We start from the raw sequence: 14,851 nt of genomic DNA, 5'->3' as shown, positions 1-14,851 counted from the left end.
GGTGCGGGTGTCGATCGCCCCCGCCACGATCCCGCCCACCACGGCCCCCGCCCCCGCCCGCCTCGCCTGGCTCGACGCCCTGCGCGGCATCGGGGCGCTCGCGGTGGTCGCCGAACACCTGCTGCCCTGGTTCCTGCCGGCGCTCCGGCCCTATTGGTTCAGTCTCGGTGTCTACGGCATCCTGGTGTTCTTCCTGGTCAGCGGCTACATCATCCCGACGTCGCTGGAGCGGCACGGCGATGTGCGGACGTTCTGGGTCAGCCGTGCCTTCCGCCTCTACCCGCTCTACCTCGCCGTGGCCGCCCTGGTGCTGGCGGCGGCCTGGTGGGTGCCGATACGCGGGGAGGTGCCCCGCGACGGCACGGCTGTGGCGGCGCACGCGACGATGCTGCTCGACGTGGTGGGCGTCGGGGGTGTGGCCGACACGATGTGGACGCTCTCGTACGAGATGGTGTTCTACCTGCTGGTCACCGCGCTGTTCGTGACCCGGCTGCATGAGCGGAGCGGGCTGTTCGCGGTGCTGTTCGCGGCCGGTTCGCTGATCGTCGGGCTGCTGGTCGGCGGGGCGCTGCTGAAGGGTGGCTGGGTCGCGTACGCCTCCGGGGCCGCGTTCTTCGCCGGTCTGGCGTGCGTGATCTCGGGCCGATTCCGTACGGCGGCGGCCTGCGCGCTGGGCCTGATGGCGGTGGCGCTGCTGGTCCTTGGCAGCCGGGTGCCGTGGATGGGTGTGGCCGTGCTGGGCGTCATGTTCGCCGGGACCGCGATCCACCGCTGGGAACGCGGCACGGGCGGACTGTGGCCGGTGGCGGCCACCGCCGGGCTGGTGGCGCTGGCCCCGATCTGGGCGATCGAAGCCGGATGGTGGTGGGTCGAGCCGGACGTGTGGATCATCACGATCGCGCTGGCGGCGGCCACCTTCGCGGGCGGGATGGCGCTGCGGGGCCGGCGGGTGCCGCGGGTGCTGACCTGGCTCGGGCTGATCAGCTACTCGCTCTATCTGGTGCACCATCCGCTGCTGAAGTTCTTCGTCGAGGTGAGCGGGGATCTGCGGCGGTCGCCGCTGCCGCTCCAACTCGGCATGGCCGCCCTGGCCATGGCGGTGGTCCTGCTGGCCAGTGCCCTGGCTTACCGCTTCGTCGAGAAGCCGATGCAGTCGTTAGGGCGCCGCCTGTCCCGTCGCGCCGCCTAGGGCGGTGGCCACAGGGGGTTGGTTCGTCGTCAGGGAATGGTGACGCACCGCCGTGGCTGGTCCAGGGCCGTGACGATCTCCGGGTGGTGGGCCAGCGCCTGCCGTACGACGGGATCCTCGGTTGTCAGGAACGCCAGGTGCCGGATGGCGTGGGCCACCACGTTCGCCACCTCGACGCGGCCGGGCGCGGGCGTCGCGGGCGCTTCGCCTGCGACGATCTCCAGCACGGGCAGGTCGATCGCGGGCAGCCACGGCTCCGGGTCCGGGCAGACGGCGTACGTGAGCACGATCTCGCCCTCGGGACGACAGCGCCAGCTCGTGGAGTGCACGACGGTGGACAGCGCGTCGGCCGGGATCCCGCTGACCCGCCGCGCGGCCTGGTCGGGGGTCTCTCCGGGGCCGGGCACGGCGGTGGCGTGCCGGTACGCCCACTTACTGTCACTGCTCGCCCGTAGCATGAGCGTCTCGACCGAGACGACGTGTCTTCCCGTCACCCCCGACAATCTACTGCCAGCGATATGCAGAAGCGATTTATTCGCAGAAGTAGCCGCTGCCTGGCCGTAAGCGGGAAGGCGCGAAGAGAGAGGCGGACAGCCATGCCCGGGTTGCTGGTGCTCATGGGGTCGGGCGAGACGAGCCCGACCATGGTGGAGGTGCACCGCTCCGCCGCGCGGCGGCTGCGGCCGGGCGCGCGGGCCGTGCTGCTCGACACCCCCTACGCCTTCCAGGAGAACGCGGCCGACATCTCCGCCCGGGCCCGCCGCTACTTCGCCCGGAGTGTCGGCCTGGAGGTCGAGGTGGCGACCGGAGCGGCCGGAGCGGCCGGAGCCGACTGGGTGTTCTCCGGCCCCGGCAGCCCCACCTACGCTCTCGATCAGTGGACGGCCGCGCCCACGGCGGGCGACCTGCGGGCCCGCGTCCGCGCCCGCCAGGGCGTGACCGTGCTGGCCTCGGCCGCCGCCTGCACGGCCGGGCTCGCGACGGTGCCGGTCTACGAGATCTACAAGGTGGGCGCCGAGCCGCACTGGCGCGAGGGCCTCGACCTGCTGGCGGCGCTCGAGCTGCGGGCGGTCCTGATCCCGCACTTCGACAACGCCGAAGGCGGCACCCACGACACCCGCTACTGCTACCTGGGCGAGCGGCGGCTGTCCCGGATGGAGCGGGAGCTGCCGCCGGGCACGGCCGTCCTCGGCATCGACGAGCACACCGCGGTCGTCATCGACCTCGACGCCGAGACCGTCGAGGTGGCGGGCCGCGGCGGGCTGACCGTACGACGTCCCGGCTCGCAGGAGGTCCTGCCCGCGGGCACCCACACCGGCCTGGGAGAGGTCCGCCGCCTGGCCGAAGGCGGCCGCGGCACCGCCGGGCCGGCGCCCCGCCCCGCCACCGTCTCGGCGCCGGCCCAGATCACGCTGGAGGAGACCGTACGCTCCTGCGAGCGGCGCTTCCAGCTCGCGACGGCGGCGCCCGACCTGGCCGCCGCCGCCCGCGCCGTCCTCGACCTGGAGGCCGAGCTGGTCAAGTGGGCGGCCGACACCGAGGAGGACGCGGGCGGCGTCGACGAGGCCAGAGAGCTCATGCGGCTGCTGATCGCCCGGCTCGCCGAGGTGGCCACCACCGCCGATCTGCGTGCCCTCGTCGAGGCCCTCCTGGCGCTCCGCAACGACCTGCGCAGGCAGGGCCGCTATGAGTTCGCCGACGCGCTGCGGGCGGCGATGCTCAGCGGCGGCGTGCTCGTCGAGGACACCCCTGACGGACCGCGGTGGACGGCCTCGCGGTAACCGGCTGACGCTCGGAGGCGGTGGAGTGGAGTCACCGCGCGCGGTCAATGTGGCGCCTGAAACCCCGGCGTTTCGTGGATCCGCGCGATGGTCAGGCGATCGTCAGCCGGAGGAGTGGTGCCACGGTACGGGCCTGGGCTAGGTCGCGGCCCGCCGTGACGAGTGCCGCCACGTGGTCCGGGTCGAGCGCCCGTCCCGCGTTCGTGCGGAACTTCACCGCGAGCTCCTCCGGCGTCAGCGGATGTTCCGGGCCGCCACGGGAGGAGTCCACCCGGTGCTCCAGCACCGAGCCGTCGCGGCGTCGTACCCGCAGTACGGCCGCGAACGCGTGCGGGAAGATCTCCGTCGCCCGCTCGTCCGCCACGCAGCGCACCCGCTCGGCCAGCGCCAGCCGTTCGGGATCGAGGCCGGCGAAGTCGTCCAGTGACAACCCCAGCCCGCCGCCGCCGTGCAGCGCCGCCGCGACCGTGTACGGTCCCGAGAACTTGGCGTGGTACGGCGAGCTCGGCTTGACCTTGTCGGCCCGGGGCTCGGCGATGGTACGCAGCACCGGGGCCGCGACCCCGAGTTCGACGTCCTCGATGTCGTCGGGGGACAGGCCACCGGCGCGCAGGGCGAGGGCGCAGTCGATGGCCGGATGGGTGAAGTGGTTCGTCGGATACGGCTTGTAGACCGTGCGCAGGAGTTCCCACCGCTCGCCCAGGCCCGACAGCAGCGCCTCGGCGTCGAACCGGCCGTCCAGCCACGCCTGGAAGAAGCCGAACCGGCCCTCCAGCACCGTGGGCGGCCCCGTCAGCCCTTCCAGCGCGAGTACGGCCGCCGTGACGCCCGAGTGGGCCGCCCAGCCGCAGTGCACCCGCTTGATCGTGCCGCCCGTGCGGTTGGCCTCGAGGACGCCGGCGCCCATGCTGGCCGCCACCCCGACGGCGTGCGCGATGCCGGCGGCGTCCAGGTCGTACAGCAGCCCGGCCGCGACCGCCGCGCCGAGCGTGCCGCAGATCGACGTGGCGTGCTGGCCCTTTTCGAAGAACAGCGAGTTGCCGGCCGCCGGCAGGTAGGAGGCCATGCCGAGCCGGTTGCACACCTCGACGCCCGCCGCGACGGCCGCGATCAGCCGCTCGCCGGACGCGCCCGTGGCCTCCGCGGCGGCCAGCGCGGCGGGCACCACGGGAGCGCTCGGATGCAGTACGGACGGCAGATGCGTGTCGTCGTAGTCGAGCGCGTGCGCCAGCGTTCCGTTGACCAGCGCCGCCGACGGCGCGGGCAGCCGGTCGCCGCTCCCGATCGCGGTGGACTCCCCGACCCCCTGCCAGCGTCGTACGACCCGCAGCACGGCCGGGGCCGCGTCACCCGCCGGCTCCGCGTAGGCGGCCAGGCAGTTGCCGAGCACGTCGAGCACCCGGCCCGTCACATCGTCCCGCACCTCGGACGGGACGCCGCGATCACGGCATTCCACGGCGAATTCCGCGAGCCGCTGAACATGAGTGGTCACTTCCGCCCCCGATCAGGCGATGACGGCGAGCGGGCGGACCGGGGCTCCCGTGGCGCCGACGATCGGCAGCGGGTTCAGCACCAGCAGGAACTCGCGGACTCCCGAATCGAGCAGCTCGGCCAGCCGCATCGTCTCCACGATGTTGATGCCCGACTCCACCAGCATGATCCGGTGCACGGGGAGCGTGGCATGCCCGCGACCCGCCGCGATGTGCTCGAAGGCGATGGTCTCGCCGCCCACCACGCGCGGCCGCCGCGCGGCCAGCCAGCGGCCGGCATCGGCGCCCGGACCCGGAACGCCGTTCCGCTGACCGGCGAAGTCGTCCCCCGCCTCCCACAGCCGCGACCAACCGGTCCCGACCAGTACGGCGTCACCCGCGCGGATCGCCATGTCCCCGGCGGCCCGCTCCAGATCGTCAGCGGTGACCTCGTAGCCGGCGGGCAGCGTGGCCACCCCGTGCACGGCGGCCACGTCGAGCAGCACGCACCGGCCCACGAACGGCTCGAACCCGTCGATGCCCATGTCGCTGAACCCCTCGTGCGACATCACCTCGCCCGCGGGCCGCCCGCCGTACAGGAGACCCTCCTGGGAGACGTGCGCGAGCGCGTCGACGTGCGTGCCGACGTGGCCGCCCGTGACGATGATCTCGTTGGCGGCCGAGCCGCCGTCGGGCCTGACCAGGTCGCCGTGGCGGCGTTCCAGCGCCATCCGGAACGGCGGGTGGTTGGGGGACTGCGGCATGCCCTTGCGCATCGGCTGCGCCAGGTCCAGCACGCGCGAGCCCTCAAGCGCCTTCCACAACGACGACATATCCGGTGGCTCCCTGTGTTCCAATAGTAGGAATGCTGTTCCCGACAGTACACATGATTCACCGCGAAAGGCGCACCATGCCCAGCCAGACCGCCGCCACCGTCGAACGGGCCGCCGACATCCTCGTCAGGTTCGCCGAGGCGGGCACGGACACACTCGGCGTCACCGAGCTGGCCGAGAGCCTGGGCATGTCGAAGGCGGCGGTGCACCGGGTGCTGGCCTCGTTCAGGAGCCGGGGGCTGGTCGTGCTCGACGAGGACAGCAGGCGCTACTCGCTGGGGCTGACGGCGATGCGGCTCGGCCTGGCCTACCTCGACCGCATCGACGTACGGCGGCTGGCCGCGCCCGAACTGCCCGCCCTGTCGAGGCTGACCGGCGAGACGGCCACCCTGTCGATCAGGACCGGCGACACCCGCGTCTACATCGACCAGGCGACGCCCGAGCGGGAGGTGATCATGTCGGTCTCGCTGGGCGTGCCGTATCCGCTGCACGCGGGCGGGTCGTCGAAGGCGTTCCTGGCGTTCCTCTCAGATGCAGATGTCGACCGCTATCTCAACCGGTCCCTGGAGGGCCTGACACCCGCCACCGTCACGGACCCCGACCGCCTGCGCACCGACCTGACGCTCATCCGCCGCCGGGGGTACGCGATGTCGATCGCCGAACGGCAGAGCGGCGCGGCCTCCGTGGCGGCCCCCGTCCTCGACCACCATGGCCGGCCGGCGGCGGTCATCAGCGTCTGCGGCCCGGCCGAACGCTTCATGGCCGAAGCCGACGCCTGCGCCGCCGCCCTCCTCCAGACCACCGACCGCCTCTCCGCCCACCTGGGCCACCACTGACCGCGTGCCTGGGGGGCAAGGCCCGCACGAATTCCTGCCGCCTGTCCGATATCACCTGATTTCAGCGGCCTTCTAGGCCAGCGACTGAGTGCCCAGGACGACGGCGAGGGCCAGGCGGTCGGCGTCCTCGGTGCCCGGCGCGGCGGTGTAGACGGTGATGCGCAGGTCGTCCAGAGCGACGAACAGCGCGTCGCAGTCGAGGGTGATCGGGCCGACCGCCGGATGGTTGATGGTCTTGCGTCTGGATGGGTCGGTCAGGGGCGGTGGGGTCTCGGCGGCCCAGAGTTCGGCGAAGCGCGGGCTGCCGGAGGCCAGGTCGGCGATCAAGCGCCGCAGCGCGCGGTCAGTGGGGTAGCGCGAGGCCGTCAGGCGCAGATCGGTCACGAGCCGGGCCTCGTGCTCGGCTTGCTCTTGCGGGGTGTGCACGACCCGCGAGGGCAGGCGGGCGACGTTGCGCCAGACGGCGTTGCGTTCCAGGCCGCGCCAGGTGGTCGTCTCGCCCATGAGCGCGTCGTAGGGCGCGTTGGCCAGCACGAGCGTCCAGCTGGCGTCGTACACCACCACCGGGATGTGCGACAGCCGGTCGAGCAGCCGTTGCACGCTCGGGGGGACCCGCGACGGCACGACGTCCGGGCCGGGCGCGGCGTGCCCGGCCAGTTGGTAGAGCAGGTCGCGTTCGGTGTCGGACAGGCGCAGCGCCCGGGCCAGTGACCCCACCACCTGTGCCGACGGCGTGATCGCGCGCCCCTGCTCGAGGCGGGTCAGGTAGTCGGCCGAGATTCCGGCGAGCGCGGCCAGCTCCTCACGGCGCAACCCACTGGCCCGGCGTCGGCGGCCCACCGGCACGCCAACGGCCTCAGGTGCCACCCGGTCGCGCCAGCGGCGTACCGTCCGGCCGAACTCCCACGTTTCCACGCGCTCCAGTATGCGCGAGCCCGCACCGGGTTGTCCTGGCCCTGGCAGTCCTACGAAAACCGGACGACTGGCTGTGGCCCGGCCGATCCCCGCAGGCTGGGGCCATGACCGAACCCGGAACTGTTCTGATCACCGGCCCGACCCGCAACCTGGGCCGCCACGCCGTGCTGGCCATGGCAGGTCGCCCGCACGGGCAGCGACCCGAGCTGCTGCTGGTCGGCCGCGCCGGGCGGGACCTGAGCGTGGTCGCCGACGAGGCCCGCGGGCGCGGCGCCCGCGTCCGCGAGATCGGCTGCGACCTGTCGCGCCTGGCCGACGTACGTGCCGCCGCGGCCACCGTGCACGACCTGCTCGCCACCGGTACCGTTCAGCCGCTGCGCGCGCTGATCGCCAACGCCGGCGTCATGTCGGCCGACACCCGCCGGGCCTCGCCTGACGGCTACGAGATGACTTTCGCTGTCAACTACCTCGCCCATGCCCAGCTCATCGGCGACCTGCTTGGCTCGTTCACCGCCCCGGCGCGGGTCGTGCTGCTCGGCTCGAACACCTATCACGCCAACTTCTGGCGCAAGCTGCTGGGCGTGCCCGAGGCCAAGTGGGCCGACCCCGTCGAGCTCGCCCGACCGGCTACCGGTGAGCGGGCCCCGGGCATGACCGCCTCCGGCGTCGCCTACTCCAACGCCAAGCTGGCGATCCTGTACTACGCCCATGAGCTGCAGCGCCAGGCCGGCGCCGGGATCAACGTGTCGGTGTTCGAACCGGGCTGGATGCCCGGCACCGCGCTGGGCCGTGGCGCCCCCGAGGCGCTCCAGGCGATGAGCCGCGTCTTGGGCCGCGTACCCGGCGTATCGACGCCGCAACGCTCGGGGCCACTGCTGGCCGCGATGGCCCTCGATGACAAGTGGGCACACTTGCGCGACGGCGCGTTCGTGGTGAAGACCAAGCTGACCGAGGTGCGGCCAGTCGCCCACGACCGCGACCGGGAGCGGCGCCTGTGGGAGGCGACCGCCGAGCTGTTGAAACGCGCACGCGCGTCGCATTAGTACCTACCGCCCGGGCCATGCCGTAGCCGACCCGGACGGTCACCGACTTGCGGGCGGTCAGGTCTACGGGCTCCCCTTCGGCCTGCAACGCCGAACCCTGCCTTGTGTGTGGCGAGGCGCGCATCAACGACGATGAATCCGTCGAGGTCGGCTGATCCAACCTGCACGCTGTAGACAGGAGAGGGCACGTGGGCCGGCCTTCACCTGGTTTGTGCTGACCCTGCTCCTTGTGTGCCGATCGTGTTGCCGGCGGCAATGTTCGAGGGAGAAATGGCCACGTCCGCCCCCAACGGGGTGGCATGGCTTCTCGAGCATCCTCGGACGCTGCTTTGGTGGCGAATCGGCAGCCTCCTCCTGCTGATCGTCGGCTTTCACTTCGACCTGCTCGCCTCATAGCTAGCCGGTAACTCCTGGTTGGGCGGTGTCGGCCAGGGTCGCGACCAGTTTGAGGCCTTCGTCGGCGAACTGGGATCCTGCCTGCTCTCCCTTGGCGCGCGTTTCCAGCAGGACCAGACGGGAGGAACCGTCGGGTCGGGGGACGACGCGGACCTGCCGTATCTCGCTGGCGCCGACCCCCTGCAGGTCGGGGTGGATCGCCGTCGGCGTCCAGTGGACTTTCCACGCGCGGTCGAAATCGATGACCTCGAGGTGCCCGTCGTAGGAGTAGGGGACCGGCCCGTCGAGAGTGACGGAGAACATGGCGTCATAGGTCGGGGCCTGCCCGAAATTTCGGTGGGACTCTGGACGGACGCGGATCTCCCGGATGGTGATCTTCTTGGCCTGGGAGCCCCTGGTGAAGGCGTCATAGATGCTGTCGAAGTCGCGAGGTGGTTCCAGTATCTGGGCTTTCATGGCGTGCAGGTCGCCGCGTTGCCAGGCCGTGAGGAACGCGGTCACCGTCTGCTGGGGCGAGCCTTCGGTGCGCACCGACAGGTAGACGGCAGCGCCCAGACCGAGGACGGTAGCCAGGGCCACGGCGATGGTGATCCCTGGCCGTCGCCAATATGGAGAAAATACCGACATTGTTGAGCAATCTTATTGGCTCGATTGGGGGCGAGCCTCGGCGGATTCGCTAGAAGCGCCTGGCGACCTCGCGGGCCCGCTCGTCGGCCTGCTTCCGCGCGTCCTCATAGGACCCGGTCAAGGTCGGATGATGGCGGATCTCCTGAACATCGTCGATGCCGGCCCAGCGCAACCACCCGTCGAAGAACGTCGACTGGAAGTCACTCCCGAACTCCGCCCCGACCCCCGGCCCCCAGACCGCGCTGGTGTAGACGACGGCGGCCCGCTTCCCGCTCATCAGATGCCGGTAGCCGGTCTCCGGGTCCACTCCGAACACCATGCCCGGCTGGCTGACCACGTCGATGAACTGCTTGAGTTTGTACGGCACGCCCATGTTCCACATCGGCACGCTGAACAGATACCGATCATAGGCATCGAACCGCTCGAACATCCGCACGGCCGCCTCCCAGGCCACGGCCTCCTCTCCTACGGGGACGCCCCCTCCGAACACGGTCATCTTGGCCTTCGCCGCGGCGGGGCCGAACTCCGGCAGACTCCCATCCCACAGATCGAAGTGGTCAACCCGCCCTCCGGGATGCGTGGTGAGGTACTCCTCGGCAAAGGTCGAGGCGATGGCGAGCGAGATCGACTCCGCTCCTCTTGGGGAGGCGGATACGTGCAGCAAACGGCTCATGATTGTCCCCTTCCGGACTGTGGTCCGCTTATGGAGAGGACAATACGGACCGTGGTCCGTTTGGTCAATAGCGGGTCGTATCGGCGCCCGGCCACGTGCGGGATCAGCGGCCGTCTCCCTGGAGGCCCTTCGCCACGTACGGCGTTTGGGGCTGGCCCATGCTTGCCGTACAAGATGGGGGTCGTAGTAGGGGAGAGCGCCGCACCAGAGCACAGGGTGTGGCAGTGCGTAGGAACTCGCGCGCGGACGGACTCCGGTCAGCGGCGGGGTGGGTCGATGCGGGCGCCGTCCGGGGTGAAGATCATCAGGCGGCCCTGGTCGATGGCCACCTTGGCGGGCTCGCCGGCCCGCCAGACCGGGCGGCCGCCCAGGCGGACGATGATGTCGGAGCGCCGGTGGGTGCCGCTGCCGACGTTCTGCCCTACTTTTTCCTGTTCCTCCCGCTCCTCGCGGTGGGAGAACATCCGGCGGACCAGCCCGCCGAGTCCGGCGGAGCCGGCCTTGCGACCGTTGACCTGGACGCGTCGGTCCGGCGGCTCGGGCACCGGTACGGCCGGTACGCCGCACTCGATGTAGGCCAGCCACTCGTGGCCGTGGTACTCCAGTGCCCGCACCCGGCCGAAGAACGACGGCCCCTCGTACGACTCGGGCACCGGCGCCAGGCCGTCGGGACGCAGGCCGACCAGCACCTGGCCGCCGGCGTGCTGGGAGATGGCATAGGCGCGGGGATCGCTCCACGGGAGCGTCAGCCGGTGCGGGCCGAAGTCGAGCATGACGTACTGGTTCTGCGGTGTGCGCACAGTCGCGGCCAGGAGGTTCAGCTGCTGGGAGTTGAGGAAGGCCGCCACGAACGCCGTCGCCGGGTCGTTGTAGATCTGCGCCGGAGTGCCGACGTCCTGCAGCACGCCACGGTTGAGGATGGCGATCCGGTCGGCCAGCGTGAGCGCCTCGACCTGGTCGTGCGTCACGTAGATGGTGGTGACGTTCAGCGATCTGACCAGGGCGGAGATCTCCATGCGCAGCTCGGTGCGCATGCCGGCGTCGAGGTTGGACAGCGGCTCGTCCATGAGGAACAGCTTGGGCTGGCGGACGATCGCCCGTCCCATCGCGACGCGCTGGCGCTGGCCGCCGGATAAGGTGCCCGGACGGCGCTCCAGCGTGTCGTCGATGTGCAGCGCCTTGGACAGCTCGGTGACGCGCTCGCGTACCAGTGCCGGGTCCGACTTGGCGATCTCCAGGGGGAAGGCGATGTTGCCGCGTACGGTCCTGTGCGGGTAGAGGGCGCCGTTCTGGAACACCATGGCGACGTCGCGGTCACGCGGCGCCAGATGGTTGGCCAGCTGGCCGTCCAGCCAGAGGTCGCCCTCGGTGATCTCCTCGAGGCCCGCGATCATCCGGAGCAGTGTGGACTTGCCACAGCCCGAGGGGCCGAGCAGAACGAGGAACTCGCCATTTTCGGCCTTCAGGCTCAGTCGGTCTACCGCCAGGTAGTCACCCGGGTACACCTTGGTCACTTTGTCGAGAACGACCGAGCTCATGGGCCCAACACCTTGCGCACGTGTCACCTGTGACGGGGCTGATTGAAGGGGTAGTACATCGCGACTTAACGTTAGATGTCCACCCTTGTCATAAAAGATCTCTGTCCGATTCGTTTCGGCTAGGGGTTTTGGGCATCCGATGGCGGAAACATCCGGAAAAATCGTGACTTGAAAGGGCTTGCGGGAAATTGCGGCAAGAGCTTTCATTGTCGGGACCGTCTTAGGGGCTGCGGAGCATGATCAGGGGGTGGCGCGAGGCTGTGACGTACTCCGTGTACAGGCGCGGCTTCGCCGCCTCCGACGTCTCGCGCACGTCACATCCGGCGGCCCGATGGAAAGTACAGTGGCGCGCATGACCGGTCACGCGCGCCTCGCCGACATCGCCGCCCAGGCCGGGGTGAGCGAGGCCACGGTCAGCCGGGTGCTCAACGGCAAGCCGGGCGTCTCCGTCGCCACCCGCCAGGCCGTGATGACCGCGCTCGACCTCATGGGCTACGAACGACCGCCCCGGCTGCGGCAGCGCAGCAACGGGCTCGTCGGCCTGGTGACCCCCGAGCTGGACAATCCGATCTTCCCGGCCTTCGCCCAGTCCATCGAGAAGGCGCTGACCCAGCACGGCTACACGCCCGTGCTCTGCACGCAGTTGCCGGGCGGCGCGCCCGAGGACGAGTTCACCGAACTGCTGGTGGACCGTGGGGTGAGCGGCATCGTGTTCGTGTCGGGGCTGCACGCCGACACCACCGCGCGGATGGACCGTTACACCAGGCTCACCGACCGCGGGCTGCCGATCGTGCTGGTCGACGGCTACAGCGAGCACATCGACGCGCCGTTCATCTCGCCCGACGACCGGCTCGCCGCGCGGCTGGCCGTACAGCATCTCGTGGACCTCGGACACGAGCGGATCGGGCTGGCGCTGGGGCCGCGCAGGTTCGTCCCCGTGATCAGGAAGATCGAGGGCTACCGCCAGGCCATGGCCCAGCTCCTCGGCACGAGCGCCGTCGACGAGCTGATCGCGCACTCGCTGTTCTCCGTCGAGGGCGGGCAGGCGGCGGCCATGCAGCTCCTGTCGCGCGGCTGCACCGGCATCGTGTGCGCGAGCGACCTGATGGCGCTGGGGGCGATCCGGGCCTGCCGCGAGAAGGGGTTGGCCGTGCCGGGCGAGGTGTCGGTGGTCGGCTTCGACGACTCGCCGCTGATCGCGTTCACGGATCCGCCGCTGACCACCGTACGCAAGCCGATCGGCGCGATGGCCACGGCCGCGGTGCAGACCCTGCTCGAAGAGGTCAACGGGGCACCCGCCAAGCACGTCGAGCTCGTCTTCCAGCCCGAGCTGGTCGTCCGCGGCTCCACGGGCTCCGGCCCGCTGGTGAACCGATGACCGGGATACGCCCGCCCTATTCGGCGCAGAGCCGATGATGCGCGATGTTCTGGTTCTCGGCGGCGCCGGGGTGGACACCACCGTGTACGTGCCCGCGCTGCCCCTCCCGTACGAGGACACCTACTCCGTGCCGCCCGTCATCGACCGGATCGGCAACACCGGTGCCGGTGTCGCGCTCGGCTGCGCGGCGCTCGGGCTCGACGTCACGTTCGCCGACCTGATCGGCGACGACCCGCAGGGCGCGCTGATCCGCCACGCGCTGCGCGGCCTCGACTTCACCTGGGCGCCGGCGCGGGCGGGCACCCGGCGCAGCGTCCTGCTGGTCGGTCCGGACGGCCGCCGCACCTCACTGTTCGACCCCAGGGCCACGCCCGGCGAGCGGCTCCCGAGCCACCTCTACAAGGGCGTCCGCGCGCGGCACGCGCACGTGTCGATCACCGACTTCTGCCGCCACGTGTACCCGGACCTGGACATGCCCGTATCGACGGACCTGCACGACTGGAACGGCGTCGACGATTACCACCAGGACTTCGCCTACCGCTCCGACCTCGTCTTCCTCTCGGCCGCCGCGCTCGCCGACCCGGCCACCACCATGGCCGCCATCATCGAACGCGGCCGCGCCCACACGGTCGTCTGCACGCGCGGCGCCGACGGCTGCCTGGTCCTCACCCGCGACACGCCGCTGCGCGCCTTCCCGGCCGCCCCCCTGCCCGGGCCGGTCGCCGACAGCAACGGCGCGGGCGACGCGTTCGTCTCTGGCTTCCTGTACGGCACGCTGCGCGGACTACCTCTGGAGCAGTGTGTACGGCTCGGCGCCACGGCCGGAGCGCACGCCTGCACGGTCCTCGGCACCCACGAATCCCCGATCACCGAGCCCACCCTGCTCAGCCGGGCGATCGACCAGGACGCGACCGCCGACCCCACTCCCGCTGAGCCGCGCGAACGGCCGTAACGCGATCATCGAGCCCACTCCTGCTGAGCCGCGCGATCGGCCGTAACGCGATCGTCGAGCCCACCCCTGCTGAGCCGCGAAGGAGCCGAGCCCTAGCGGAACTCCGTGATCGCGTCCTGGCCGATCGCCCACAGCGGCTGCCCGCCGGGGAGCGCGGTCATCGCGGTCACCGGCGCGGGAGGCGTGACCCGCGACCACCGCCCGCCCGCTTCGGCCAGCAGCCGGTAGGCGTCTTTCGCGTCCTCGGAGACGGACCGTCGGGAGGCGACCCACACCACACCCTCACCGTCGCGGGCGATCCCGGTCAACCGCCCGCCCTCGATGGTGACCGCCCGCCAGGCCGTGCCGTTCCACCGGTAGGACAGAGGGCGGAACGCGCCGTCCGACGTCTCGTAGCCGCCCACAGCCCACACATCGTCGGCGGCCACGGCCAGCACCGCTGAGAACCGCGAGTCGACTGAGCCGGGCGGCGCCGGCGCGGGCTCCGAGCGTGCGGGCTCCGAGGGTGCGGGCAGTGGCACGCGCTGCCAGGCGCGGCCGTCGAAGTGCGCGACGGCGGGCTCCGACTGCACGTAGCCGTCGTCCGGTAGCGGGTCCACCTCGCCGACCGCCCAGATGTCCTGCGGCGACACGGCGACGGCGGCGTACGTCGCGATGGGGATCGCCTGGCTGGTCCAGCGCTGCCCGTCGAAGTGCCGCGCCCACCCGTCACCCAGGGCCCACGCCTGCCCCCCACCCAGCGCGACCACCTCTGACGGACTCGCGGTATCCCCCTCGGACGTGACCACCGGATCGGGGATGAACGACCAGCGCCGCCCGTCGAAGTGCAGCAGCCCGGATTCACCGCCCTCCTTGTCCTCGGCGATCACCCACACGTTGCCGGGGTCAGAGGCGTCCACTTTGCTGAGCGTGACGTGTCGGGCCTGCTTCGGCAGCTCCTTCGCCAGCCGTCGCCAGCGCCCGCCATCCCAGTGGACCAGCAACGCCTCGTGCCCGTCGGTGCCGAAGGTCCGCTCACCGACCGCCCACGCGTCGGCCTCGCCCGTGGCCGCGATGTCCAGGAACTCGGCACCGTAGTCCAGCCCCTTCTGCCGGTAGACCACCCGCCAGCGACCCTTGGGGCGCGTCGCGACCGGGGTACTGGAGCTGGGGCTGGATGTGACGCGATCCCTCGGGCTGGGCCTGGAGGCGACGCGATCCCTCGGGCCGGGCTCGCGGCCG

General features: G+C 71.2%; 15 protein-coding genes. 7 read left to right on the top strand and 8 right to left on the bottom strand.

The genetic code is table 11. The annotated features are described in order from the left end of the window. Positions 1-7 precede the first annotated feature (7 nt). Positions 8-1,189, top strand: a complete 1,182-nt coding sequence (locus tag AB0H88_RS19400; RefSeq protein ID WP_357646193.1) for an acyltransferase — start codon at positions 8-10, stop codon at positions 1,187-1,189. 29 nt (positions 1,190-1,218) lie between these two features. On the opposite strand, the gene AB0H88_RS19395 is transcribed toward AB0H88_RS19400, so the two are convergent. Further along, positions 1,219-1,683: a hypothetical protein gene (locus AB0H88_RS19395; protein ID WP_357646192.1), complete on the bottom strand. Its 465-nt coding sequence runs from the start codon at positions 1,681-1,683 to the stop codon at positions 1,219-1,221. Between the two features lie 102 nt (positions 1,684-1,785). On the opposite strand from AB0H88_RS19395, the gene AB0H88_RS19390 reads away from it, so the two are divergent. Beyond that, a complete protein-coding gene (locus AB0H88_RS19390) occupies positions 1,786-2,970 on the top strand; it encodes a hypothetical protein (RefSeq protein ID WP_357646190.1) in 1,185 nt (394 codons plus the stop codon). Positions 2,971-3,061: 91 nt separating this feature from the next. On the opposite strand, the gene AB0H88_RS19385 is transcribed toward AB0H88_RS19390, so the two are convergent. Further along, on the bottom strand, positions 3,062-4,462 hold the full coding sequence (locus AB0H88_RS19385; protein WP_357646188.1) for an MmgE/PrpD family protein: 1,401 nt from the start codon (positions 4,460-4,462) through the stop codon (positions 3,062-3,064). Between the two features lie 12 nt (positions 4,463-4,474). Then, on the bottom strand, positions 4,475-5,272 hold the full coding sequence (locus AB0H88_RS19380; RefSeq protein WP_357646186.1) for a cyclase family protein: 798 nt from the start codon (positions 5,270-5,272) through the stop codon (positions 4,475-4,477). 77 nt (positions 5,273-5,349) lie between these two features. Here AB0H88_RS19380 and AB0H88_RS19375 point away from each other — a divergent pair, with 77 nt between their 5' ends. Continuing rightward, positions 5,350-6,108 (top strand): IclR family transcriptional regulator, encoded by a 759-nt coding sequence (locus AB0H88_RS19375; protein ID WP_357646184.1) that lies wholly within the window; start codon positions 5,350-5,352, stop codon positions 6,106-6,108. A 72-nt stretch (positions 6,109-6,180) separates the two neighbouring features. Here the strand turns inward: AB0H88_RS19375 and AB0H88_RS19370 are convergent, their stop codons facing one another. Continuing rightward, positions 6,181-7,023 (bottom strand): helix-turn-helix transcriptional regulator, encoded by an 843-nt coding sequence (locus tag AB0H88_RS19370; RefSeq protein ID WP_357646182.1) that lies wholly within the window; start codon positions 7,021-7,023, stop codon positions 6,181-6,183. 104 nt (positions 7,024-7,127) lie between these two features. Here AB0H88_RS19370 and AB0H88_RS19365 point away from each other — a divergent pair, with 104 nt between their 5' ends. Beyond that, positions 7,128-8,066 carry an SDR family NAD(P)-dependent oxidoreductase gene (locus AB0H88_RS19365; protein WP_357646180.1) on the top strand — a complete coding sequence of 313 codons (939 nt, stop codon included), beginning with the start codon at positions 7,128-7,130 and terminating at the stop codon, positions 8,064-8,066. Positions 8,067-8,297: 231 nt separating this feature from the next. Further along, a complete protein-coding gene (locus tag AB0H88_RS19360; protein ID WP_357646178.1) occupies positions 8,298-8,462 on the top strand; it encodes a hypothetical protein in 165 nt (54 codons plus the stop codon). On the opposite strand, the gene AB0H88_RS19355 is transcribed toward AB0H88_RS19360, so the two are convergent. The 3 genes from AB0H88_RS19355 to AB0H88_RS19345 form a co-directional block, all read right to left on the bottom strand. Continuing rightward, positions 8,463-9,041: an NTF2-like N-terminal transpeptidase domain-containing protein gene (locus AB0H88_RS19355; RefSeq protein ID WP_357646176.1), complete on the bottom strand. Its 579-nt coding sequence runs from the start codon at positions 9,039-9,041 to the stop codon at positions 8,463-8,465. Positions 9,042-9,138: 97 nt separating this feature from the next. Beyond that, entirely contained in the window at positions 9,139-9,762 is a 624-nt protein-coding gene (locus AB0H88_RS19350; protein WP_357646174.1) for an NAD(P)H-dependent oxidoreductase, read from the bottom strand. Positions 9,763-10,019: 257 nt separating this feature from the next. Beyond that, positions 10,020-11,300: an ATP-binding cassette domain-containing protein gene (locus AB0H88_RS19345; RefSeq protein WP_357646172.1), complete on the bottom strand. Its 1,281-nt coding sequence runs from the start codon at positions 11,298-11,300 to the stop codon at positions 10,020-10,022. A 352-nt stretch (positions 11,301-11,652) separates the two neighbouring features. Between AB0H88_RS19345 and AB0H88_RS19340 the strand changes: the two genes are divergently transcribed. Together AB0H88_RS19340 and AB0H88_RS19335 are read left to right on the top strand one after the other, a co-directional pair. Then, complete coding sequence (locus AB0H88_RS19340) at positions 11,653-12,678, top strand: LacI family DNA-binding transcriptional regulator (RefSeq protein ID WP_357646170.1); 1,026 nt, start codon at positions 11,653-11,655, stop codon at positions 12,676-12,678. Between the two features lie 34 nt (positions 12,679-12,712). After that, a complete protein-coding gene (locus AB0H88_RS19335) occupies positions 12,713-13,630 on the top strand; it encodes an adenosine kinase (protein ID WP_357646169.1) in 918 nt (305 codons plus the stop codon). Between the two features lie 92 nt (positions 13,631-13,722). On the opposite strand, the gene AB0H88_RS19330 is transcribed toward AB0H88_RS19335, so the two are convergent. Next, a complete protein-coding gene (locus AB0H88_RS19330; protein ID WP_357646167.1) occupies positions 13,723-14,733 on the bottom strand; it encodes a hypothetical protein in 1,011 nt (336 codons plus the stop codon). Between the last annotated feature and the right edge of the window lie 118 nt (positions 14,734-14,851).

This window comes from Nonomuraea sp. NPDC050680, from assembly GCF_040654555.1.
GTDB lineage: Bacteria > Actinomycetota > Actinomycetes > Streptosporangiales > Streptosporangiaceae > Nonomuraea.
Note: the sequence above shows the minus strand (reverse complement) of the source record. Positions and strands in the feature narration are given on the sequence as shown.